The following is a 23,843-nucleotide window of genomic DNA, read 5'->3' on the forward strand; positions in this document are numbered from 1 at the left end:
ACGTTGCGGGGCATGCACGGATTGCAGCAAGCGCCATGCGGCGGCACCATGGTTCGCTTGCCGCTAGCGCAAATCTTTATGTTGTTGTATTTGCTGAAGCTCATGATCGAATCCTGTGACCTGCCAGTGGGCCAGGGTAAGCGATAAATACCGCGGTAAATACCCCAGGGCCCAGCGCGAATAGGGAATGTTACCGAAGTTTGAGTGTTTTCCCCAACCCGCGGGGGACTATATCCGTCCGTATATAGCGGGATAATGATGTCGAAGTGAATGCAAAGTTATGCGCAATGCACGTAATCAGCACGATATGCACGGCGGAAGTGCGTTTCATCGATATTTCCACACAACAACCCGCGCTTGCGCACGATGTATCGGGGCGAGTCAAGACAGCATAAATCAGGAAGCGGCAGCGCGCCCGGTGAGCTATGTTGACGAAACAGGAAGTGGTAGCGCAGACCAGGGAGAATGAGGTGACGTTCGACAACAGAATGGACGAGAACGATGACGTTGTGGTTTGGCGGCCCATCCCGTATGCGATGGCTTCAAACCGTCGCGTGCTCGTGGTCGACGATTACCGGGAAGCGGCTGAAGCGCTGCAAATGCTCCTGACTGCCGACGGTTTCGAGTGCCGCGCGCTTGAAGACCCGTTTGCCGTTTGCGAGGCGGCCTGTGAATGGCAGCCGTTCGCGGTTCTGCTCGACATCAAGATGCCGGGTCTCGACGGCTTCGAACTGGCGCGCCGCCTGCGCGCCGATCCGTTGACTTCGGACATGCTGCTGGTGGCCTGTACGGCTTTTTCTTCGCGCGCAGACCGGGCGCGAGCCAAAGCAGCGGGTTTCGACGCGCATTGTGCCAAACCCCTGACGCCGGAGCGTCTCTTGCGCGTGCTCGAATCGGCTGCCGCGATGCCTGCGCTCGGACCACCGTAATATTTACGCCAAACGCGGCGTCTGGGTCCGGAATTTGCTGGAGCAGCAAGCTTGCGCATGCCAAACACATGTGCGGCCTTCTCAGCTTCCACAGGAATCCCTATGTCATCCCAGGCCAGCTACTCGACGCGCATCGCGGAAGGCACACCGTTCCCGCTCGGCGCGACGTGGAACGGAAGCGGCGTCAACTTCGCGCTGTTTTCAGCGCACGCAACCCGGGTCGAACTCTGTCTGTTCGACGAAACCGGCGAGACGGAAATCGAACGCATCGAACTGCCGGAGTACACCGACGAGGTCTGGCACGTGTTCGTGCCGGGTCTGAAACCGGGTGCGGTGTACGGTTATCGGGTCCACGGTCCTTACGAGCCGGAAAACGGACATCGCTTCAATCCGAACAAACTCTTACTCGATCCCTACGCCAAAGCGCATATCGGCGAGCTCAGGTGGGCGCCGGAAATCTTCGGCTATACGCTGGATTCGGAAGAGGGCGACCTGTCATTCGACGAGCGGGACAGTGCCCCCTTCGTGCCGAAGTGCAAGGTGGTGGACGCCAATTTTTCGTGGAGTCATCCGGAACGCAATGCGCTGCCCTGGGAGCGTGCGATCTTCTACGAGACCCATGTGCGCGGTTTTACCAAACGTCATCCCGGCGTACCGGAAAATTTACGCGGCACCTTCGCCGGACTCGGCCAGCAGGTCGTGCTCGATTACATCAAGGGGCTCGGCGTCACCTCGGTCGAATTGCTGCCGGTTCAGACCTTCGTCAACGACAGCTACCTGCTCGACCAGGGGCTTACCAACTACTGGGGCTACAACACGATCGGCTTCTTCGCGGCCGATCCGCGCTATTTCGCGTCGTCTACCGACCCGGTCGGCGAATTCAAGGAAATGGTGGACCGCTTTCACAGCGCGAACCTCGAAGTCGTTCTCGACGTGGTCTACAACCACACCGCCGAAGGCAACGAGCGCGGCCCGACGATTTCGTTCAAAGGCATCGACAACGCGTCTTACTATCGCCTGATGCCTGACGAGCCGCGCTACTACATTAACGACACCGGCACGGGCAATACGCTCAATCTGTCTCATCCACGCGTGCTGCAAATGGTTACCGACAGCTTGCGCTACTGGGTGACCGAGATGAAGGTGGATGGTTTCCGTTTCGACCTTGCCACGATTCTCGGCCGTGAAACGCACGGTTTCGACGAAGGCGGCGGCTTTCTCGACAGTTGCCGCCAAGACCCGGTGCTCTCGAGCGTGCGGCTGGTTGCCGAACCATGGGACTGCGGTCCCGGCGGCTATCAGGTGGGCGGTTTTCCGCCGGGCTGGGCCGAATGGAACGACCGTTTCCGCGACACGGTGCGCGAGTACTGGAAGGGCGACGAAGGCAAGGTGGCCGATCTCGCGACACGCCTGACCGGCTCCGGCGACAAGTTCAATCATCGCGGGAGGCGCCCGTGGGCAAGCGTCAACTTCATCAGCGCGCACGACGGTTTCACGCTCAACGATCTGGTCTCGTACAACGACAAACACAACGAGGCCAACGGCGAGGACAACCAGGACGGCCACTCGGACAACAAGTCATGGAACATGGGTGCCGAAGGCCCGACCGACGATCCGGAAATCCGCCAGCAGCGCGAGCGTCAGAAGCGCAATCTGCTGGCTACGCTGCTGCTCTCGCAAGGCACGCCGATGATTCTTGCGGGTGACGAGTTCGGCCGCACGCAAAAGGGCAATAACAATGCGTATTGCCAGGACAACGAGATCAGTTGGGTCGACTGGGAAAGCATCGACGACGACGGCCGCGCGCTGACCGAGTTCGTCAAGAATCTGACCACGCTGCGTCACCGTCTGCCGGTATTGCGTCGCGGACGCTTTCTCAGCGGCGAATTCAACGAGGCGCTTGAAGTGACCGACGCGCGCTGGCTTTCGCCCGACGGTACCGATCTTTCGCAGGAACAGTGGGACGATCCGGCAATGCGCTGCTTCGGCCTGGTGATCGACGGGCGCGCGCAGGCGAGCGGCATCAGGCGTCCCGCGTCCGATGCGACCTTGCTGCTGGTGCTCAATGCCCATCACGACGTGGTCAATTTCACGCTGCCGGATATTCCCGAGGGCGATCAGTGGACCTGTCTGCTGGATACGAACATGCCGGTGCGCCCGGAGTTGCCTCAATTCAGCGCGGGCGATGCCTATCAGGTAACCGCCCGGTCCCTGCTGCTGTTCGCACTCGACGCGCCGAGCCGCGCAACGCAGCGCGTGTTCGATCGCCTGGAAGAACAATTGACCAGTGACGAAGGCGAACACCCCGCCGGCACGTGAGCGAGGCGTGGCCTTCGCGTGAGCCGGTTGTAATCCCTGCCGCGGCACGTGTAACGTTTTCACGGCCGGGCACCCTATGGAGAACGGCGGAAGTGCGGTAAATTCCGGGGAAAGGAAATAGCGCACGAACAACGTGGGGGCGTTGTGCGCTGCCACCCGACCACTCATCTTTCATGGAGATCGTGACCGTGCAACGTGCGGAGCGTGCCGCAATCGACTTCCCCATGCCGTCGCGTAATTTCGCGGCGACGCGGCGCGTGCTGCTGATCGTGCTCGCCGTGTCGATTGTGTTCCCGCTGACCTGTCTCGCGGGTTATGGCTATTTCGACTACCAGCGCCGGATTGCCGACTCGAACGACATGATCGACCGGCTCGCGCGCGTGGCCGAGGAGCAGGCCGTCAAAGTGATGGACCTCAACCAGCAGGTGGCTTCGCGTATTGTCGATCTGCTAGGCAATGACGACGACGCGCGAATTCGTGGGCAGGAAGCCGGCTTGCACGACCGTTTGCGGCAAATCGGCGGCGACTTTCCGCAGGTCGCGTCGATTTACCTGCTTGGTGCGAACGGCGATCTGCTGGTGTCGAGCCGCGCTTATCCGGCGCCTGTCATGTCGACGAGTCAACGCGACGACTTCACTACCGCCAAGGCGATACGGCCGCAGCCGTACTTTTCCCAGCCTATGTTCGGGCCGCTGTCGCAGACCAATGTGTTCAATACCTCGATTGGCCGTTCGGGCGAGAACGGGCAATTCCTCGGCGTGGTGTCCGTGGCGCTGCGCACCGAGTACTTTTCGCGCTTCTATCGCGATCTGACGAATGGCGATCCGTCGCTCTCGTTGGGGCTATACCGCCAGGACGCCAGTCTGCTGGTGCGCTATCCCCCGTGGCCCAAGGGCGCCAAGCCGACCCCGCACAGCGCGTTTAGCGCGGCGTTGCGCGACAAGCAGCTGTTCGGCCACATTCGTCTGACGTCCTCGGTCGACGGCGTCGAACGGCTGCTGGCTTTTCGCCGGGTCGGCGACTATCCGCTCTATGTGATGAGCGCTTATGCGACCGCCGCGATCGCCGACGCATGGCGCCAGCACTTCATGGTGGTCGCGGGGATCACGGCCTTGCCTTGCCTCGCGATCTGGCTGCTGGTGTTTTTCTCGTTACGCCAGCTCGCCGACGAGCGCCGTGCGTGGGAGCGCTGGCAAGGGGAAGTGGCCATGCGTCTTTCCGCGGAGGCATCGACCCGGCAATTACAGCGGATGGGCGCGCTCGGCAATCTGGTCGCCAATGTCGCGCATGACTTCAACAATCTGCTGATGGTGGTGTCGGCCAACACCGAGCTTGCGCGTTTGAAACGTTACGACAACCTCGAAAAAGAGGTACAAGCCATCGAGCGCGCCACCGCCACGGCGGAATCGCTGACACGGCAGCTCCTGAGCGTGGCGAAGAAGCAGCCGCTCAAACAGCAGCCGGTCGACCTTGCCACATGGCTGCCGAACGCCGCTCCGCTGATCGATGCATCGCTCGGCGACAACATCGAATTTGCTTTGAACATGGTCGACAACATCTGGCCGGTGCTGGCCGATCCGACCGACCTCGAATTCGCGATCATGAATCTGGCGGTCAACGCCCGCGATGCGATGCCACGCGGCGGGCGCTTCGTGATCCGTTGCCAGAATAACCGCCTGGTGGGCAGCGACACCTTGCTGCCGGACGGCGAATATGTACTGATCACCTGTTCCGACGACGGCGAGGGCATGCCCGAAACGGTTGCCCGTCGCGCGTTCGAGCCGCTCTTTACTACCAAGCTGCGCGGCTCGGGTACCGGTCTCGGGCTCGCCCAGGTTCTCGCCATGTGCGAACAGGCCGGCGGCACGGCCAAAATCGACAGCGTGCAGGGCCGCGGCACGACGGTCAGACTTTACTTGCCGCGTCATCGCGAGCGGCAAAAAGCCCTGGTGCCGGAGGTGGAAACGGCGCAGCAGCCTGCCCTTGCGTCAAAAGGCGTGGTGCTGCTGGTAGAAGACAACGAAGACGTGGCGGCCGGCGTAGCCGCCGTGCTGGAGACGTTTGGCTGCGAAGTGCACCACGAACCGACCGCCGATCAGGCGCTCGATCTGCTGAGCGGCGGCGCGACATTCGAGCTCGTGCTGTCCGACATCCAGATGCCAGGCAGGCTCAACGGCATCGATCTTGCTGAGAAGGTACGCAGCGCGTGGCCCGCGCAGAAGATCGCGCTGATGACGGGCTACGCGGACGAACTCGAGCGGGCACGCCGCCTCGGCGTGGCGATACTCGCCAAACCCTTCAATATCGACGAACTGCACGCCCTGGTGGTTTGCGAACCGTAAGGCTGGGCCCGCCCGGGTACCGGTCTTTGCAATGCGGCGCAACACACGCGACAATGCCGGAGGAAGCCGGGAAAAAGCCGGGAAGCAGCCGGTAAAAAGCAGCGAGGGCCTGACGCTGCAAAACTGCGCGGGCGCCGGCACGCGGCGTGGCGCACAAGGGATGGGTATGGCGGGTAGTGAAACAGGGGCGTCTCCAGCGAACACGCAGTCAATCGCGCAAACGGACACGCAAACTGACAACGCAGCAACGAACACCGACAGCGCGGACACCTCCGCGGTGCGCAGGCGTACCCCGGAGGCCAGTTCGCTGGATTTTCCAGTGGTTGGCATCGGTGCGTCCGCGGGCGGTGTGCAGGCACTTCTGCGTTTCTTCGAGAATGCTGCGCCCGATATGGGTATGGCATTCGTGGTCGTGCTGCATCTCTCGCCCGACCATGCCAGCAGTGCCGACCAGGTTCTGCAACACGCTACCGGCATGCCGGTGCTGCAGGTGCAGCACCGTGTCCAGGTCGAAAAAAACCACGTCTATGTCATTTCACCGTCGAAGGATCTGTCGCTCGACGACGGTCATCTGACACCCATCGAAGCCGACCGGCCGCGCGCCCGCCCGATTGCCATCGACCTGTTTTTCCGCAGCCTCGCCGATGCGCACCGCGAACGCGCGATTGCCATCGTGCTGTCGGGCACCGGCGCGGACGGCGCGACCGGCATCGGCCGCATCAAGGAGCGGGGTGGCCTGACTATCGCGCAAGACCCGGCGGACGCCGAATACCCCGAAATGCCGCAGAACGCGATCGCCACCGGCATGGTCGACCTCGCGCTGCCGGCCGCGCAGATGCCGCGCAAACTTCGTGAACTGGCCGACAACGCCCGCGCGATCCGCTTGCCGCCCGCGGAAGACGAACCCGAAACGCCGGCCGCGCGGCCCGATCCCGTGTCCACTGCCGAGCGGGCTTTGCTCGGCGTGCTCGCCACCTTGCGCGCGCGCACCGGCCACGATTTCCGTCACTACAAGCGCGCCACGATCCTGCGGCGTATCGAACGCCGTTTGCAGGTCAACGGTATTGCCGATCTGCAGACTTACCAGGACTACGTCCTCACGCATCCCGAAGAAACCCCGGCGTTGCTCAAGGACATGCTGATTGGCGTAACCAATTTCTTTCGCGATCGTGAAACGTTCGAGGCGGTCGAGCACGAAATCGTGCCGAAACTGTTCCAGAAGAAATCCCAGGACGATCCGGTGCGAGTCTGGATCGCCGGCTGCGCGACCGGAGAAGAAGCCTATTCGCTGGCCATGCTGCTCGCCGATCATCCTGAGCGGCCAGAAGGCATACCGGTCCAGTTGTTTGCGACCGACATCGATGAACGTGCGATTGCTTTCGCGCGTGCGGGCATCTATCCCGAGTCGATTACCGCGGACGTTTCCGCGCAGCGCCTGCGCCACTTCTTCACGCCCGAACGCGCGCATTTTCGTGTTACCAAGGACATCCGCGAAAAGGTGCTGTTCGCCGTGCACAACGTGCTGCGCGATCCGCCGTTTTCGCGTGTCGACCTGGTGTCGTGCCGCAATCTGCTGATCTACCTCGACCGCAGCGTGCAGAGCCAGGTGCTGCAAATGTTTCACTTCGCGTTGCAACCTGGCGGCTATCTGCTGCTCGGCAGTTCGGAATCCGCGGAGGCTGCGGGCGATCTGTTCACGCCGGTCGACAAGAAGAATCGCATCTACCGGGCCAACGTGGTGACCAGCACGGTGCGCCCGCCGATCAGCATGCCGGTCGTGCAAAGCGGCGGCACGACCGCCACCGCGAGTGCCGGGCCCACGCCGCCGCTGCCGCAGAGCTTGCCGTTTTCGGCCTTGCATCAGCGCATTCTCGAACTCTATGCGCCGCCGAGTGTCGTGGTCGATACGGATGCAAACATCCTGCATATGTCCGAGCACGCCGGCCGCTTCCTGCGCTTCGTGCGCGGCGAACCGTCGTACAACCTGATCATGCTGGTGAACCCGGCTTTGCGTCTGCAACTGCGCGGCGTGCTCTTCCAGGCAATGCGCAGTAACAGCGAGGTCGTGACCGCGCCGATCGAATTCACGCCCGAGGCGCAGGTGCGAATTATCGTGCGCCCGTACCGGCGTGCCGAAGATGCACCGGAATTCGCGCTGGTGTTGTTCGAAGAGCGTGCAGCCGGTACGGCTGTACCGGTCATTGAGCCGGCCGGCCCTGCCGCGCAGGATTCGCTGCTGGGCCACCTCGAAGACGAACTGCATCGCACAAAGCAGGAGTTGCGCTCGACGGTCGAGCAGTCGGAGGCTTCGACCGAAGAGCTGAAAGCGTCGAACGAAGAATTGCAGGCGATTAACGAGGAACTACGCGCGGCCACCGAAGAGCTCGAGACCAGCAAGGAAGAACTGCAGTCGTTGAATGAGGAGCTGTTTACCGTCAACGCCGAGTTGCAGGACAAGATCGAGGAAACCGGCAAGGCCAAAGACGATCTGCAGAACGTGATCGCCTCGACCGGCATCGCGACGGTGTTCGTCGATCGCGAAATGCGCATCAAGCGCTATACGCCCGCCGCGACCGAACTGTTCAACGTGATTCCCTCCGACGTGGGCCGCCCGCTGCATGACATTACCCACCGGCTCGACTACCCGCAAATGGCCGACGACACGGCCGCTGTCTTCGAGTCGCTGCAACTGATCGAGCGTGAGATTCGCGGCGTCGGCGGCCGCCATTTCCTGACGCGGCTCGCGCCGTACCGCACCACCGACGATCATATCCACGGCGCGGTGCTGACCATTGTCGATATCACGGCATTGCGGCGTGCCGAGCAACTGGTGCGCCAGGGTGAAGCGCGCTTGCATCTGGCCGCGCAAAGCACCAACGACTTCGCGATCATCGTGCAGGATCTGGATGGCCGGGTGGTCACGTGGAACAAGGGCGCGGAGCGGATCTTCGGCTACAGCGAGAGCGAGATGGGCGGCCAGTTGCTCGACCGGCTCTATCTGCCGGAGGAGCGCGAAGCGAACGAACCCCTGACGGAGCGGCAGCGCGCACGCAGCGACGGCCGTGTCGAAGACGAGCGCTGGTACGTTCACAAAAGCGGCGCGCGGCTTTATTGCAGCGGCGTGATCACGCCGGTTTCATCGGATAGTTTCAGCGGTTTTGCGAAGATCGTGCGCGATCTGACGCAGCGTAAAGGCACCGAGGCACTCGAGCAGCGCAAGATTTCTCTTGAACGCTCGATGCGCCAGAAGGTGGAAGCGGCCAGCCGTCTGAAGGACGAATTCCTCGCGGTGCTGTCGCACGAACTGAAGAACCCGCTGAACCTGATCCACGTGAAAGCGGACCTGCTGGACCGCGCACCGTCGACACAGGGGCTGCCTGTGGTACGCGACGCGGCCGATGCGATTCGCCGTTCGGTGATCAGCCTCGCCAAGATCATCGACGATCTGCTCGATCTGTCGCGCGTGCGGACCGGCAAACTGGCGCTGGAACGCTCGCGCGTGGACGTCGCGGCGATCACGGCGCTGGTGGGCAGCGCGATCGAGGCCGATGCGCTGGCGCATCACGTGAAGGTGACGGTGCACGGCGTGGCCGAACCGTTCTTTATCGACGCCGATCCGGTGCGCTTCGAGCAGATTCTGTGGAACCTCGTGAGCAACGCGGTGAAGTTCACGCCGCAAGGCGGGCAGGTGAGCCTGACCCTCTCGCGTGAAGGCGGCCATGCCTGTATCGAGGTGCAGGATACCGGGCGCGGTATCGAAGCAAGCTTTCTGCCGAATGTGTTCGATATGTTCAGCCAGGCCGAGGGCGCACATCGGCGCCATAGCGGTGGGTTGGGAATCGGGCTCGCGCTCGTCAAGCAACTGGCCGAAATGCATGGCGGCCATGTGCAGGCGGAATCCGCCGGCCTGGGCAAGGGCGCGCGGTTTCGCGTCTGGCTGCCGGCCGACAGTACGGCGGCGCAGCCCGAAACCCGCGAAATGCCCGGCGACGTCAGCTTGCTCAAAGGCATGCGGATTCTGTTGATCGACGATGCCGTCGAAAGTCTGCAGGCGTTCCAAAGCCTGCTCGAACTCGAAGGCGCGCAAGTCTGGCCCCAGACCAATGGCGCCGACGCGCTGGCCGTTGCCGCCCACCAGCAGTTCGATCTGATCCTCTCGGATATCGGCATGCCCGGCATGGACGGCTATGAACTGATCGCGGCGCTGCGCAAACTGCCGGCCACCGCCTCGGTGCCGGCGCTCGCGCTAACGGGCTTCGGCCGGCCGCAGGACGCCACGCGGGCGATCCGCGCCGGCTACGACGGCCACCTCGGCAAACCGGTTTCGCTGCAGGCGCTGCTCGACAAGATTGCGCGCGCCACCACCACGAATCGTTGAGAAGCCGTAGAGACCTGGAGACGTAGAGCCTAGCCCTTTTCCTGCGCTGCGTCGTATTTGCCGAGCGCCGCCGCGCTGTTCAGACGGGCGCGCTTGAGCAAGGCGGCCTGCGCTTCCTTGACGTTGCCCGGCTGGCCTCGCCAGGCTTGCAGCGGCGGTTCCTGCAACGCCCGGCCATACGAGAAGCTCAGATTCCACGGCAGCGGCCCGAGGCGATTCATCGCATCGAGATTGGCGGTTGCCTCTTCCGGCGTTTGGCCGCCGGACAGGAACACGATCCCAGGCACCGCCGACGGCACCGTACGCTTGAGTACCCGCACGGTATGCGCGGCGATATCCGCAACCGATGATTGCTGCGCATGTTCGGCGCCCGCCAGCACCATGCTGGGCTTCAGCAGAATATGTTCGAGCACGACGTGGTGCCGGTGCAGCGCGTTAAAGACTTCGTGCAGGACGGCCTCGGTCACTTCCGCGCTGCGCCCGATCGTGTGGTCGCCGTCCATCAGCACTTCCGGTTCCACGATCGGCACAATGCCCGCTTCCTGCGAGATCGCCGCGTAGCGCGCGAGGGAGTCGGCATTGGCTTCAATGGCAAGGCGGCTCGGCAGGCTCGCCGTGATGTTGTAGACCGCGCGCCATTTTGCGAAGCGCGCGCCTTGCCGCTTGTAGTCGGCGAAGCGCCTCGCGAGACCGTCGAGGCCTTCGGTGATTTCGTCACCGGGCGCGAGTGCGAGCGGAATCTTGCCGAGGTCCACCTTGATGCCGGGCACGATGCCATTGCTGGCGGCAAGTTGCGCAAACGGCGTACCGTCGTCCGCTTTCTGCCCGAGTGTTTCTTCGTAAAGGATCACGCCGCTCACGAAGGCGCCGAGCCCCGGCGTGGTGAGCAGCAGGTTGCGGTAGGCGCGGCGGTTTTCCTCGCTGGATTCGAGGCCGATGGTCTTGAAGCGTTTAGCGATGGTCGGGCCGCTTTCGTCGGCGGCGAGAAGACCTTTGCCGGGTTGGACCATTGCATTGACGGTGGCTTGCAGCTCGCTACGGGTGTCCATGAGGTGTGCTCCCTTGGTGTGCTTCCTTGGTGTGATTCCTTTAATCCGGGTTGCGGACGAAATCCTGCATCAAAGCGAAGCGAAAGCCCCGGCGATATCCGTGGCGCTGGTCGGGCGCACGATACGTGCGACCTCGGCGCCATCGCGCATGAAGACCAGCGTGGGCCAGAGCTTGACCTTGAAGGAGCGGCCAAGCGGGCGGCCCGGGCCGTCTTCGACCTTGAGATGCCGGATGCCGGCATGGGGCTCGAAGGCTTTGACGATCGACGCTTGCGCGCCCTGGCAGAAACCACACCAGTTCGTGCCGAATTCTATAACCGTGGCGCCCGGCAGGGCGTCGATCTCGGCTCGAGAGGGGGCGTGGGAAGAATAGGGGATTGGGCTTGCCATAAATGCTCCGATACTTTTTTCCCTTCGCGGACAGCGGTTTGCGCTTGCGCCCGGCGCTGCCGCGGGTGGATTAGGGAAAGAGTATCAGCTATGGCCGGGATCGTCAGTGGCGAGGGCAACGCAATGGAACGCAAACCTGTCATCGCGCGCATTGCTCGGCCGCGAGAGCCAAAGCATCCTGTTTGGCGGGGTTCTGAAAAAAATCTTCGACACTGACATGCTGCTCGTTCGCGAGCGCTTGCAAGCAGCGCTCATTGTTGCTGCGCACCGCTGCGGGCGCGCAGGCAATCGCAATACCCAGCAGGATGCAAAGCGACAACCCGATCGCCGCGCCGAATATCCAGTTCGCCTGGACTTGCGTGACGCCTGACACGCTTGCCCTAACCTTACGGGCTGCCGCGCTGCGCTGACTCGCCAGATGGTTCATTCGATTCTCTCCCGGCATATGGTTAGCAAGACAACTATTTGATTAAAAAAAACGCCTTATCCAGGCGCTTCATCCGAGTGCTTTACGCACGTTATGCATGGACGTAACGGCCGCTTCGAACAACTCCGGGCCCACCTTGGCGCGCAGATTCTTCGCAATTTGCGCGCTGGCCTCGTTGATGGGCCGCTCAAGCGCCTTACCCGCGCGGGTGGCATACACCCGCCATTCGCGGCCATCGGTTTCACCCTGGCGGCGCTCCACCAGCCCCTTGTCGCTCAGGTTGTCGACCAGCCGCGTCGCGGTAGGGCGCGCAATGCCCAGCAGATCGGCCACCTGGCTGCTCAGACAACCGGGCGTGGCAAGCACCACGCGCAGCACGAAACCCTGCGGCGGCGTCAACCCGAAGCCGGCGTACACGGCGCCCCATTCGCGCTCGACAAGCCGCGACAAGGCGGACGAATTGAAGTAAAGGCAGTGATCGAACATGGCTGCTATTGAAACGCAAGATGGTTAGCAAGGCAACTAAAATTTAACGGCGCGAATCGGGCGGCAGCAGTTGCGTTGTGTTGAGCTACTTTAAGGGCGGCCTGCGGGCGGCCTCCGGCTGCGCCGTCCCGAAGATTTCACACAAGCGCATACGCTTGCCAGCCTGACATGTTAAACGTCATGATTCGCTCTAGCTGCATCATCGCATTCAGGAAAGGACATGGCAGAAAGGATCTATCTTCAGCGCCCCGGGCAGGACGACGTCGTCTCGGTTGCCACGGGCTTCAGTTGGGGCGCGTTGCTGCTGGGCTTCGTCTGGGCCATGTCGAAAAGAATGTGGTTTGCCACGTTCGTCATGCTGGGGGTCAGCACGATCCTGTTTCTTAGTGGTTTGTGGGGCGACACGATTGGCACGATCGGACTGGTGCTGTCTGTGCTGTTCGGCGTTGCCTGTGGCGTCTACGGCAACCAGTGGCACCGCTGGACGCTCGAAAAACGCGGCTACGTGGTCATGCAGCAAACGGGCGAGGGCAAGTAGCTGCGCCTGTGGCGTCAGCTTTTCCGCCGCGATTTTTTTCCGCCCGAATGTGGGATGTGAGGCGCGCAGGTTTACGTTCCCGCAAGCTAAGCCGATAATGCCCCGGTTGTTCCGGCCACGAAGCCTGCGGTTTGCGTTGTGCGCCGCGAACCTGTTTTCCCTGACCCACCGCCACTTGCGTTGAAAACCTCCCGCTTTTTCGACCTGCTGCACATCCCAGGCTTCAAGCCACTGGCCGCCGCCACCCTCATGCTCGGTGTGGCGATGTCGTTCACCGCTCCTTATCTGTCGCTATTCGGCGTTGAACGCGCCGGCATGACGCCGCTCAAGCTCGGCCTCTTCATGACGCTGATTGCCGCCAGCGGGGTGCTCGCCAGCACCTTCGCCGGCCGCTGGAGCGATGCGAGCGGACGGCACCGGCCATTGCTGCTGGCAGCACTGGTGGCGACCACACTGGGCTATCTGTGCTTATGCGTGGTGCGTGACTACCGGCTGTTGTTGATGGTCGGCATTGTTTTTATCGGCGCGGGCGGCTCGGCCATGTCGCTGGTGTTTTCGTTTAGCCGCGCGGCGTTGCCGGTATCGAGTGCCGCGGAGCGCGCCTTCGCCAGCGCCACCTTGCGGACCATCCTGTCGGCGGCGTGGGTGTTCGGCCCGTCGGTGGGGGCACTGGTGCTGGCCGGCGCCGGCTTCTATGGGCTCTTCCTGTTCGCGGCGGCGAGTTTCGCGGCCTGCGCGAGCATCGTCTGGCGCATGCGGGAGCCGCAAGGCCATCTGGGCGATCACACGGTGGAAGACACGGCTTCCGAGCCGTCGGCCTCGATTACGGTCCCACCGCTGACCGCGCCCGGTGAAGATGCGCACGAGGACCTGCCGGGTGTTGCTTCGGCGAACGACATTCGCCGGGCCGTGGCCGCGCTGACCTTGCTCGGGCTCGCCGCGAACGCCACCATGATCGTGCTGCCGCTTTACATCGTGCATGGCTTAAGCGGCACGCATCTGGACGTGTCGGTCATGCTTGGCCTCGGCGCCTTGACGGAGATTCCGATGATGCTCGCGCTCGGGGCGAAGTCGTCAACGCTGCACAAGCCCAACTGGCTGGCCGCCTGCGCGGCGGTGCACGCGGTGTATTTCGTCGCGATGTCGCTGGCGGGCAGCGTCCATGTGCTGATTCCGATGCAGATACTCAACGCCTTCGTGGTCGCGGTCACCTCGTGCCTCGGCATGACCTATGTGCAGGACCTGATGCCGCAGTCGCCCGGCCGCGCGACCGCATTGTTCTTCAATGCGGCGCGGGTCGGCTCGATTCTATCCGGCGTGTTGTCCGGTTTGCTGGTGGAGGCGTTCAGCTATCGCGGCACGTTCCTGTTCTGCGGTTTGCTGGCGCTGTGCGCGCTGGTGCTGTTCGCCGTGCCGGGTGAGCGCTATCCGCAGATGTGGCGCGCGGTGCAGCGCTTTGCGCGCACACAGTACCGGAAGATTCAGGAACGGCGGCGTTAAGGCTCCAGGCTGTACGCCAGCATCCGCGCGCGCGTCGCGTCGCTCAGACTATTCCAATGCCGCCAGGGCGGTCGCGACACTATCCCGCTTTAGCGCCCAATGAAAGTGTAAGAGGATAGTTGGCAAAATCGAAGCCTGTCTCGCGACGACGGCGTCTTACCGACCCACGTCCGGAACTCCGGAACTTTAGGCTGCGCAAAACCTCTGCAAAGAAGCGTATCGTCGTTTGACGCATGCGGGGCCCGATTCACTGCACGGACGATCCTGGGCTGCTACCGTGTGTCCGTCGGATCACGTAAAACGCAACTACAGTTAGGAAAGTCGCTTACCGTGCACGAAACGTGCGGTAAGACCCCGGCACGCCGAACCAGATCGGAACGCGCAACGAGACATTTTCCGGAGCGAGATATGCAGCTAGGCATGATTGGATTGGGACGCATGGGCGCGGACATGGTGCGCCGCCTGACGAAGGGCGGTCAGCAATGCATCGCTTACGACGTACAACCGGCCGCGGTGGACAAGCTGAAGCAGGAGGGCATCGCCGGGGCAACGTCGCTTGAAGATCTGGTCGCGCAATTGCAAAAACCGCGCGCGGTGTGGCTGATGGTGCCCGCCGCGGTGGTCGACAAGACGCTCGATAACCTCGTGCCCTTGCTCGAACCCGGCGACATCGTGATCGACGGCGGCAACTCCTATTACCACGACGACATTCGCCGCGGCGCCGATCTGGCGAAGCGTCAGCTTCACTATGTCGACGTCGGCACCAGCGGCGGCGTGGCGGGACGTGAGCGCGGCTACTGTCTGATGATCGGCGGGGAGGCCGAGGTCGTGAAGCGGCTCGAGCCGGTTTTCTCGACACTCGCGCCGGGTGCGGGCGCGGCGCCCGCCACGCCGGGCCGCACAGCCGGCGCCAGCACCGCGGATCAGGGCTTCCTGCATTGCGGTCCACAGGGCGCGGGGCACTTTGTGAAGATGGTTCACAACGGCATCGAATACGGCATGATGGCCGCGTATGCCGAAGGCCTGAACATTCTGCGCCACGCCGACGCCGGCAAACACGCGCGCGAAGCCGATGCCGAAACGTCGCCACTGCGCCGCCCCGAGCTTTACCAATATGAACTGAATCTCGCCGAGGTCACCGAGGTCTGGCGGCGCGGCAGCGTGATCGGTTCGTGGCTGCTGGACCTGATAGCGGGATCGCTGGTCGGCGACGCCGATCTGCAAAGCTATGCGGGACGCGTATCGGATTCGGGCGAAGGGCGCTGGACCGTCGCGGCGGCAATCGACGAAGGCGTGCCGACACCGGTGCTGAGCGCCGCGTTATTCGCGCGTTTCAGCTCGCGGGGCGACGCGGACTTTGCGAACCGGGTGTTATCGGCCATGCGGCACGACTTCGGCGGTCACGTTGAAAAAGCGGCCACGCCGGTCGACGGGCACAAGAGCTAATTCACGGGAGCCGTTATGGAAACCGCTAACGCCACGTCTCACGATGTCGTGTTCCTGTTCGACTGCGATAACACCTTGCTGGACAACGATCATGTGCTGGCGGATTTGCGCGCGCATATGGTGCGGGAGTTCGGCGAACAGAATAGCGCGCGCTACTGGGAAATTTTCGAAGGCTTGCGCGCGGAGCTGGGCTACGCCGATTACCTTGGGGCGTTGCAGCGCTACCGGCTGGAGCATCCGCGGGACACGCGTCTGCTGCTGATGTCGTCGTTCCTGATCGATTATCCGTTTGCGAACCGGCTGTATCCGGGGGCGCTGGATACGATCAAACATGTGTCCAGATACGGCCCGTCGGTGATTCTGTCCGACGGCGACGTGGTGTTCCAGCCGCGCAAGATTGCCCGCTCGGGCTTATGGGACGAGGTCGAGGGCCGGGTTTTGATCTACATCCATAAGGAGCAGATGCTCGATCAGGTGATGGAATGTTATCCGGCCCGGCAGTATGTGATGGTGGATGACAAGCTAAGGATCCTGACGGCCATGAAGAAGGCCTGGGGCGAGCGGCTGACCACGGTTTTTCCTCGCCAGGGGCATTACGCTTTCGATCCCAAAGAGATCTCCAGCAATCCTCCCGCGGACGTGACGATCGAGAGGATTGGGGAACTGGCCGATATCGACGTCGATATGCTGCTGGGCGCAGGGACGGCAGGGGGCGCTTAGGTTGTCTCCCGTTAGGGCCGGTCCAGCCGGTGGCGTGCTAGCCAAGGCCGAACAGTTTAACCAGCAAGCCGAACACGCCGACCAGGACGGCAACGCCGGCGCACAGCAGCACGAGCGAGAGAACAAGAATCAGGGGCGTTTTGAAGCGGCTGGTTGTCGACATGGTGACCGTTTAGATGAGGGGCGAGCAGTACAGGACGCGCCAGATGCGATCCGCCGTAGCGCATTTAGCACCCGAAGCTTAAGCGCCTTCACTTAATGTGCGCTTAAAGTCTAGCGCAAGAGCCACAGTCTCTGGCACGCCAACGGCAAGGCTGCACAATGGCTTACAGACACGGCGGCCAATTGAGCGCATGATCCTTGCTTGGCGTGCATTTTTGTCAGGCTGGTTCAGAATCAGCCGCGCGCTCAACCGGGTGCCCATCTTCACGTCGCCGGCGATCAAACGCTGTGCGGCGGGCGGGCCCGCCAGGGGGAAATCATGGTATCGGCAATCCTGGGCATCGTGGGTGGCATGGCGTTGATGTTCGGCGCTTCACTGTACCTGCGTGAGCTTCGTCTCCTGCACCGCCCGGACCGCCGCTGGACAGGAAAAAAACACTGATTCGCCCCACATCCTCGAAAAGGGAGGCTGTATGTCACTACCTTCTCAGCGGCGTTCACCGTCGCCGTTGCGTCAAGCCGATTCGCCAGGCGCCGTACGCGACCGGCGCACCGAACTCGGCCGGGCCGACGAAGCGCGCGCCGAACAACGCGAACGCGACGACGCACGCAACGATCCCAATGCCAGCAAATGGCGCTACCAGCCACCTCAACGCAAAGAGAAAGAGCAGGCGTAAAGCGTCTGGCTGGATACCAGCGAACCGGCGCCAGCCGGTGTTCGGGCCGGCAATCGGATCGGCCGTTCCACTCACCATGCTTCCTGTCCACGCATACACCGCGCATACACGAAAGCGACGCACATCCGTCGCAAGATCAGACGTTGGACAATCGCGTCGAACCATGACGCGCGCTTCCTGTCACACCCCTGACGATTCCCGGCCCCATTCCCGAAAGCCGTAAGCAACGGACCTTTGCCGATACCTCCGCGCTATGTCATGCGCATGACAGAACGGCTGGTGTTGCGGGTTTTCTTCATCGGCCGCGTCACGAACAATCGCTGCAGCACCCGCTAACCTGCCTGACAGTCCTTTTCAAGGAGTGACGCCATGGCCGAAGCAACCTCCCGTCCCACCCCGCCGACTACCCTCGATCCCGACACGTTGCGCAAGATGGACCGCTACTGGCGCGCCTGCAACTACCTCTCGGCCGGCATGATCTACCTGCGCGACAACCCGCTGTTGCGCGAACCGCTCAAACCCGAACACATCAAGAACCGCCTGCTGGGCCATTGGGGCTCGGACCCTGGGCAAAGCTTCCTGCTGGTGCATCTGAACCGCCTGATCAGGAAGCTCGATCTGAACGTGATCTATCTCGCCGGCCCCGGTCATGGCGCACCTGCCACGCTGGCCCACTGCTACCTCGAAGGCCATTACTCGGAAATCTATCCTGATCGCAGCGAGGACGAAGCCGGCATGCGGCGCTTCTTCCGGCAGTTCTCGTTTCCCGGCGGCATCGGTTCGCATTGCACGCCCGAAACGCCGGGCTCGATTCATGAAGGCGGCGAACTCGGCTATAGCCTGTCGCATGGTTACGGCGCCGCGTTCGACAACCCCGACCTGATCGTCGCGGTGATGATCGGCGACGGCGAGGCGGAAACCGGACCGCTCGCCACCTCCTGGCACTCGAACAAGTTTCTCAATCCGATTCGCGACGGCGCGGTGCTGCCGGTTCTGCATCTGAACGGCTACAAGATCGCCAACCCGACGATCCTCGCGCGAATTCCCCGCGAGGAGCTCGAAGCCTTGCTGATCGGCTACGGCCATAAGCCGTACTTTGTCGAAGGCAGCGATCCGGACACCATGCATCAGCAGATGGCCGCGACGCTCGAACAATGCGTCGGCGAAATCCGCGCCATCCAGCAGCACGCACGCGAGTCCAATGATGCGACGCGGCCACGCTGGCCGATGATCGTGCTGCGCTCGCCGAAAGGCTGGACCGGGCCGAAGGAAGTCGACGGTCATCAGGTGGAAGGCTCGTGGCGCGCGCACCAGGTGCCGGTGCTCGATCCGGTCACCAACACTAAGAGCCTGAAGCTCGTCGAGAACTGGCTGCGCAGTTATGAGCCGGAATCGCTATTCGACGAAGCAGGGCGGCTGCTCGAGGAATTGCGCGAACTCGCTCCTGAAGGCACGCGCCGCATCAGCGCCAATCCGCATGCGAATGGCGGCTCGCTGTGCAAGACGCTCGACCTGCCGGCGTTTCGCGATTACGCGGTGGCGGTGAAAAAGCCCGCTGGCTCGTACACGTCGCCCACCGAGGTGCTCGGCACGTTTCTGCGCGACGTGATGCGCAATAACATGACGAACTTCCGCGTGTTCGGCCCGGACGAAACCGCCAGCAATAAGCTGACCGCCATCTACCAGGCCTCCGAGAAAACCTGGCTGGCCGAAACGATGGCCAGCGACGCCGACGGCGGCGAACTCTCGGTGGACGGCCGCGTGATGGAAATGCTCAGCGAGCACACCCTCGAAGGCTGGTTCGAAGGTTACGTGCTGACTGGCCGGCACGGGCTGCTCGCTACCTATGAAGCGTTTGTCCACGTGATCGATTCGATGTTCAACCAGCACGCCAAGTGGCTGGAGAAAGCGAAGCGCGATCTCGGCTGGCGGCAACCGGTGCCGTCGATCAATCTGCTGATCACGTCGCTGGTATGGCGTCAGGATCACAACGGCTTCACGCACCAGGACCCGGGGTTTCTCGATGTCGTGACCAACAAAAGCCCGGACGTGGTGCGTATTTACCTGCCGCCGGACGCGAATTGCCTATTGAGCGTCGCCGATCACTGTCTGCGCTCGCGCGATTACGTCAACGTGATCGTGGCCGACAAGCAACCGCATTTGCAGTATCTCGACATGGAATCCGCGGTTACGCATTGCACCAAGGGCATCGGCATCTGGGATTGGGCCTCGACGGATCAGGGCGTCGAACCGGATGTGGTGATGGCCTGCGCGGGAGATATCGCGACCATGGAAGCGCTCGCCGCCGTGCAGATTCTGAAGGAGCGCTTTCCCGAGTTGAAGATCCGTTTTGTCAACGTGGTCGATCTGTTCCGCCTGATGCCCGATCATGCGCATCCGCACGGCCTGTCCAGCCGCGATTTCGATTCGCTGTTCACCGCCAGCAAGCCGGTGATTTTCAACTTCCATTCGTACGCGTCGCTGGTGCACAAGCTCACGTACAACCGCACCAATCACGACAATCTGCACGTGCACGGCTATCGCGAGAAAGGCAATATCAACACGCCGCTCGAACTGGCGATCATCAACCAGGTCGACCGTTTCTCGCTCGCTATCGACGTGATCGATCGTGTGCCGGTGTTGCGCGGTGTCGGCGATCATGCGAAGGAATGGCTGCGTGGGCAGATCATCGAACATCTGGCTTATGCACATGCCGAGGGCATCGATAAGGAAGAGATCCGCAACTGGACATGGAAAGGCTGAGCGAGGCGGGCCATGCATACTCAAGATGCCACCCAGGTTGCGACGATTCTGGTGCTGAACAGTGGTTCATCGTCGCTGAAGTTCGGGTTGTTTACACACGCGGGCGGCGATGAATCGTTGCTGCTCGCCGGCAGTGCGGAAGGAATTGGCCGCAGCGACGGCAGCTTGCGCATCACCGCGCCCGACGGCCGCGTGCTGGTGCAGCAGGAGCGCGTGCTGGAATCGCAGACCGACGCGTTGCAGGTGCTCGCGCGCGTCCTTGCGGAGCAGAAGCACGCGCGGCCTGCGGCGGTGGGGCATCGGGTGGTGCATGGCGGCCCGCACCTGCGGGCGCATCAGCGCTTGACACCCGAAGTGCGTCAGCGTCTGCAGGACGCCGTGCATTTCGCGCCTTTGCATATTCCACCGGCGCTCGCCTTGATCGACGAGGCGTTGTCGATCTTCAGCGACGCGCGACATTTTGCCTGCTTCGACACCGCGTTTCATTCGACACTGCCGCCGCGTGCGGCGCAGCTTGCATTGCCGCGCCGCTATGTGGACGCGGGCGTGATTCGCTACGGTTTTCACGGCCTTTCGTACGAATCGCTGGTCACGCGGCTTGGCGCCGATTTGCCGCCGAGAGCGGTGTTCGCGCATCTGGGCAACGGCTCGAGTTTGTGTGCGCTGCAGGACGGCAAGTCCGTCGATACCTCGATGGGGCTGACGCCGACCGGCGGCGTGCCGATGGGCACACGCAGTGGCGATCTCGACCCAGGCGTGCTGCTGTATCTGATGCGCGTGGAGCATCTCGATGCCGATGCACTGGAGACGCTGTTGAACCGCCAGAGCGGTCTGGCTGGCTACGCCGATGGCGAAAGCGATATGCAGGCACTGAAGAAGCGCGCCGCGGCGGGGGATGCGAATGCGTCGCTGGCACTGGAGGCGTTTGCTACCGCCGTGCGCAAGACGATCGGCGCTTATGCGGCCTTACTAGGCGGGATCGACTTGCTGGTGTTCACGGGCGGCATCGGCGAGCACAGCGCGGAAATTCGCCGCCGTGTCTGCGATGGGCTGGCTTTCATGGGCCTCGTGGAGGGCGATCCGGCGGGGAAGGTGAGGGCGATTCACACCGAGGAGGAAAAGCAGATTGCACGGCATTGCCGGGCACTGTTGCAAGCCGGTTGATGCTATTTGGGTTTGATTCTGGTTCGATCGGTGACACCCGCGACGCCGAACAGGCGGGATACGTCTTCGAGCGCCGCGGTTTTCTGATGAGCGTCCTGGAGTACACCTCGCAAGGTGATTCTGCCGCGTTCGACTTTTACTTTCACCGTCTCTTTGGGGACAGCCGCGTCCCAGGATAGCCGCCTCACGGCTTCTGCCGCGATCCGGTCATCGCTAAAGCGTGGGCTGCCGGTGCCGCGCACGGCGAGGTGGCCACGAGGCATGACGCTCTCCTGTTTGTTTCACTATCGGCGAATAGGCTCGGTGCACATCTCATCTGAGCCCGGAATTACGGCAGAAACTCGCGTAGTGCCGCGGTGCGTTCAACGGCGAGCGCACCTTTAATGTCATCGGCCGAACGATCCGGAAACGCGTCGCCAACGAAGGTCGCGAAAGCATCCCGATAGGCGAGCCATGCACGCTGGGTATCGCGAATACCGCTTTGCTTGACCGTGCCATAGGAGAAGTCCTTCGTGTGCATCACCTTCTGGTAGGTCGTGTTCAGAACGGCATCCGACTGTGCAAGTTGTTGCGTCGAGAATTTTTTGAGCTTGCCGTTGACGAGTTGGCGCAGATCGTTCTGGAAGGCCTTGCTCACTGCGTCCGTCGCGTCGATCTGCAGCGCCGCGCGAAGTGTGCCGCTTAGATCCACTTCGTTGTTCCCCACGGCATTCGCGTAGGTCGCCGAGGCGGTCTGAAGGCGAGCGAGTGCGGCCTTCTGCGGCTCGCTCCAATCTTTGGAGAGCGTGGTGATCGTCTGCTTGCGTCGAATATTCTCGATACGAGAGGCATGAGCCTCGCAAATACCGGCGAGCAATCCGCTCGTCGCGTCGTCGCACACGCTGAAATCGTTGCCGGTCCACCCTTCGGCACGCAACCTGGCCAGATGCTGGACGCGGCCGTCCATTTCGGCTTCCGCACCATCGAGCTGGCAAGCAAGTGCGATGGCGCGGTTAAAGTCGCGCTTCACGCCGATGCCATTGGCATACATCATCATGAGTAGACCATTGCCCCCGAAGGGAACCTCGTTTGCGTCCGGTCCCCGTGCCTCACGTGCGGCGCAACGCCGGGCCGCGGCGGGGTCGGCCTTCATACCGATGCCGTAATATAGCGCCTCGGAATCGCACGGAGTCGCTTTGTCCAGCGGACCAGGCTCGGCAATGTCTACCGTTGCCACGGATTTGCAGATCTGTTTCGATTTTGCGAATGACGGATCGGATTTTCCGTCGGCCCAGGATCCCGCGCCGGCAGATACGGCACTCATCAGAAGAAGCGGGGCTGCAATGACAAGAGGAGCAAACCGCATATAGAGTGGCTTCATTCTGTTGTCCCTTCAGCGTCAGGCTAAAGGTATAGGACGGAAGCCGTCATGTTAGCCTGGCCTCTGTTTGCATTCTCCGGAAATGTCTTGGCAATCTGTGTTCTGCGCGAGTAGGACAGGGTGCATGACGCATTTAGAATCCTGTGGAATGGCAAACCGGTCAAACAATAAAAAGCGAATCGACACTCATGAAATCTGCCAGGCGCATTATCTGTTCACTGATATTTTTTCTGCTATTGGGTGCCTGTCCGGTCGACACGGTCAGCCTCGGCGGCATCCCGGAACTGTTGCTTTACCTTGCTGTTTTTATGGCACCCTGGCTGGCGATCACGGGCGTATTTTTCTGGCGGCATCGTCGATTGCCCAGTCGTAGGCGTGCCGGCCTGACCGTGCTGTTCTTTCTCGCGCCTGTACTTTGTTTTTTCGTTCTGGGTGGCGGGCAAGTGATTCTTGGGAAGGCGGGCAGGACCTTCACCGCTTTTGCGAAACGGCCCGTCGTGATAGCGGGTGTAACGTTCCCGGCAGGCAGCGTGGTAAGTTACGAGCAGTTGGGGGGCGGGTACTGGCACAATCGTCCGATATTTGCTCATAGCGATAAGCCAGTCATGGCCGGATCAGTGGAAATCACCAAGCTTATGTATTGGCGGGAGCACGCGAACACATTGATCGTGGTCTTGAGCCGGGATCAGACAATCGAGGGGTGGCAATGTCACGGGGGCGCCGACTCGGTAGCTGAAATGAGTTTGACGGCAACGCAACCCAGTTTTCGGGGCTGTATGTTTGCCGCGCCGGGAACGATCGACGGGATGAACTGGCCCGTGTTCACCGAAGTCATGAAACGCGACAATGGCGACTGGAAGTTGTCGTGGCAAACGGCTCGCGATGGGAGCCGCCCGCTTGCGAACGTTTTCGGATTCAAGGCAAGGGAAATGAAGGCGACTTACAGTGCGACGCTTGCACTGAAGCAGTGGTCAGCCAGCGCCTATTACCCGGAAACCCGGGTCGGTGACTATGCGTTTTCGAGCGAAGGTCAAACCGACCTGGTTTGGACGGCCGGCGGCGATATCCGCGTAGAAGGACACGCCAGCAATGTGAAAACCGGCGAGGTCGTCACCTGCCTGCTCATACGGCCGCAAGGTCGCAAGGCTCGGCCGTGCGAGAGAGACAACGGCTGATTTTGCTCGGCCGTGCCG

At 62.1% G+C, this 23,843-nt stretch carries 20 protein-coding genes; 13 read left to right on the plus strand and 7 right to left on the minus strand.

Annotated elements, in window-relative coordinates; all coding sequences use genetic code 11:
- The first annotated feature begins 470 nt into the window (after positions 1-470).
- The 4 genes from GH665_RS29570 (at position 471) to GH665_RS29585 (ending at position 9,968) form a co-directional block, all read left to right on the plus strand.
- A complete protein-coding gene (locus GH665_RS29570) occupies positions 471-929 on the plus strand; it encodes a response regulator (protein WP_174771793.1) in 459 nt (152 codons plus the stop codon).
- Positions 930-1,031: 102 nt separating this feature from the next.
- The gene (glgX, locus tag GH665_RS29575; protein WP_153140738.1) at positions 1,032-3,248 is read left to right on the plus strand and encodes a glycogen debranching protein GlgX; all 2,217 of its coding nucleotides are present in this window, start codon (positions 1,032-1,034) and stop codon (positions 3,246-3,248) included.
- Positions 3,249-3,421: 173 nt separating this feature from the next.
- A complete protein-coding gene (locus GH665_RS29580; RefSeq protein WP_153140739.1) occupies positions 3,422-5,590 on the plus strand; it encodes a hybrid sensor histidine kinase/response regulator in 2,169 nt (722 codons plus the stop codon).
- A gap of 31 nt (positions 5,591-5,621) precedes the next feature.
- On the plus strand, positions 5,622-9,968 hold the full coding sequence (locus GH665_RS29585; protein WP_246216410.1) for a CheR family methyltransferase: 4,347 nt from the start codon (positions 5,622-5,624) through the stop codon (positions 9,966-9,968).
- A 29-nt stretch (positions 9,969-9,997) separates the two neighbouring features.
- Here the strand turns inward: GH665_RS29585 and GH665_RS29590 are convergent, their stop codons facing one another.
- The 4 genes from GH665_RS29590 to GH665_RS29605 form a co-directional block, all read right to left on the minus strand.
- Positions 9,998-11,017, minus strand: coding sequence for a class I fructose-bisphosphate aldolase (locus GH665_RS29590; RefSeq protein ID WP_153140740.1), 1,020 nt, complete (start codon positions 11,015-11,017; stop codon positions 9,998-10,000).
- Positions 11,018-11,086: 69 nt separating this feature from the next.
- Positions 11,087-11,407 carry a thioredoxin family protein gene (locus tag GH665_RS29595; RefSeq protein WP_153140741.1) on the minus strand — a complete coding sequence of 107 codons (321 nt, stop codon included), beginning with the start codon at positions 11,405-11,407 and terminating at the stop codon, positions 11,087-11,089.
- Between the two features lie 139 nt (positions 11,408-11,546).
- A complete protein-coding gene (locus GH665_RS29600; RefSeq protein WP_153140742.1) occupies positions 11,547-11,834 on the minus strand; it encodes a hypothetical protein in 288 nt (95 codons plus the stop codon).
- Between the two features lie 69 nt (positions 11,835-11,903).
- Positions 11,904-12,320 (minus strand): MarR family winged helix-turn-helix transcriptional regulator, encoded by a 417-nt coding sequence (locus GH665_RS29605; protein ID WP_153140743.1) that lies wholly within the window; start codon positions 12,318-12,320, stop codon positions 11,904-11,906.
- A 220-nt stretch (positions 12,321-12,540) separates the two neighbouring features.
- Here GH665_RS29605 and GH665_RS29610 point away from each other — a divergent pair, with 220 nt between their 5' ends.
- The 4 genes from GH665_RS29610 to GH665_RS29625 all read left to right on the plus strand — a co-directional run bounded on the left by GH665_RS29610 (position 12,541) and on the right by GH665_RS29625 (position 16,524).
- Positions 12,541-12,858, plus strand: coding sequence for a DUF2628 domain-containing protein (locus GH665_RS29610; RefSeq protein ID WP_153140744.1), 318 nt, complete (start codon positions 12,541-12,543; stop codon positions 12,856-12,858).
- Between the two features lie 180 nt (positions 12,859-13,038).
- Positions 13,039-14,358 carry a sugar efflux transporter gene (locus GH665_RS29615; protein ID WP_153140745.1) on the plus strand — a complete coding sequence of 440 codons (1,320 nt, stop codon included), beginning with the start codon at positions 13,039-13,041 and terminating at the stop codon, positions 14,356-14,358.
- A 408-nt stretch (positions 14,359-14,766) separates the two neighbouring features.
- Positions 14,767-15,804 carry a phosphogluconate dehydrogenase (NAD(+)-dependent, decarboxylating) gene (gene gnd / locus GH665_RS29620; protein ID WP_153140746.1) on the plus strand — a complete coding sequence of 346 codons (1,038 nt, stop codon included), beginning with the start codon at positions 14,767-14,769 and terminating at the stop codon, positions 15,802-15,804.
- 15 nt (positions 15,805-15,819) lie between these two features.
- Entirely contained in the window at positions 15,820-16,524 is a 705-nt protein-coding gene (locus GH665_RS29625) for an HAD family hydrolase (RefSeq protein WP_153140747.1), read from the plus strand.
- 37 nt (positions 16,525-16,561) lie between these two features.
- Here the strand turns inward: GH665_RS29625 and GH665_RS39495 are convergent, their stop codons facing one another.
- A complete protein-coding gene (locus GH665_RS39495; RefSeq protein WP_281357354.1) occupies positions 16,562-16,687 on the minus strand; it encodes a hypothetical protein in 126 nt (41 codons plus the stop codon).
- A gap of 201 nt (positions 16,688-16,888) precedes the next feature.
- On the opposite strand from GH665_RS39495, the gene GH665_RS29630 reads away from it, so the two are divergent.
- The 4 genes from GH665_RS29630 to GH665_RS29645 all read left to right on the plus strand — a co-directional run bounded on the left by GH665_RS29630 (position 16,889) and on the right by GH665_RS29645 (position 21,290).
- Positions 16,889-17,128, plus strand: a complete 240-nt coding sequence (locus tag GH665_RS29630) for a hypothetical protein (protein ID WP_153140748.1) — start codon at positions 16,889-16,891, stop codon at positions 17,126-17,128.
- Positions 17,129-17,159: 31 nt separating this feature from the next.
- Positions 17,160-17,363, plus strand: coding sequence for a hypothetical protein (locus tag GH665_RS29635; RefSeq protein ID WP_106354674.1), 204 nt, complete (start codon positions 17,160-17,162; stop codon positions 17,361-17,363).
- A 369-nt stretch (positions 17,364-17,732) separates the two neighbouring features.
- Positions 17,733-20,126 carry a phosphoketolase family protein gene (locus GH665_RS29640; protein ID WP_153140749.1) on the plus strand — a complete coding sequence of 798 codons (2,394 nt, stop codon included), beginning with the start codon at positions 17,733-17,735 and terminating at the stop codon, positions 20,124-20,126.
- A 12-nt stretch (positions 20,127-20,138) separates the two neighbouring features.
- Complete coding sequence (locus GH665_RS29645) at positions 20,139-21,290, plus strand: acetate/propionate family kinase (RefSeq protein WP_153140750.1); 1,152 nt, start codon at positions 20,139-20,141, stop codon at positions 21,288-21,290.
- Positions 21,291-21,292: 2 nt separating this feature from the next.
- On the opposite strand, the gene GH665_RS29650 is transcribed toward GH665_RS29645, so the two are convergent.
- Together GH665_RS29650 and GH665_RS29655 are read right to left on the minus strand one after the other, a co-directional pair.
- Positions 21,293-21,553 carry a BON domain-containing protein gene (locus GH665_RS29650; RefSeq protein ID WP_153140751.1) on the minus strand — a complete coding sequence of 87 codons (261 nt, stop codon included), beginning with the start codon at positions 21,551-21,553 and terminating at the stop codon, positions 21,293-21,295.
- A 65-nt stretch (positions 21,554-21,618) separates the two neighbouring features.
- Complete coding sequence (locus tag GH665_RS29655; RefSeq protein ID WP_153140752.1) at positions 21,619-22,650, minus strand: lysozyme inhibitor LprI family protein; 1,032 nt, start codon at positions 22,648-22,650, stop codon at positions 21,619-21,621.
- A 143-nt stretch (positions 22,651-22,793) separates the two neighbouring features.
- Here GH665_RS29655 and GH665_RS29660 point away from each other — a divergent pair, with 143 nt between their 5' ends.
- Positions 22,794-23,825 (plus strand): hypothetical protein, encoded by a 1,032-nt coding sequence (locus GH665_RS29660; RefSeq protein ID WP_217361915.1) that lies wholly within the window; start codon positions 22,794-22,796, stop codon positions 23,823-23,825.
- Positions 23,826-23,843: the final 18 nt, after the last annotated feature.

Source organism: Paraburkholderia agricolaris, from assembly GCF_009455635.1.
In the GTDB taxonomy this organism is placed as follows: domain Bacteria; phylum Pseudomonadota; class Gammaproteobacteria; order Burkholderiales; family Burkholderiaceae; genus Paraburkholderia; species Paraburkholderia agricolaris.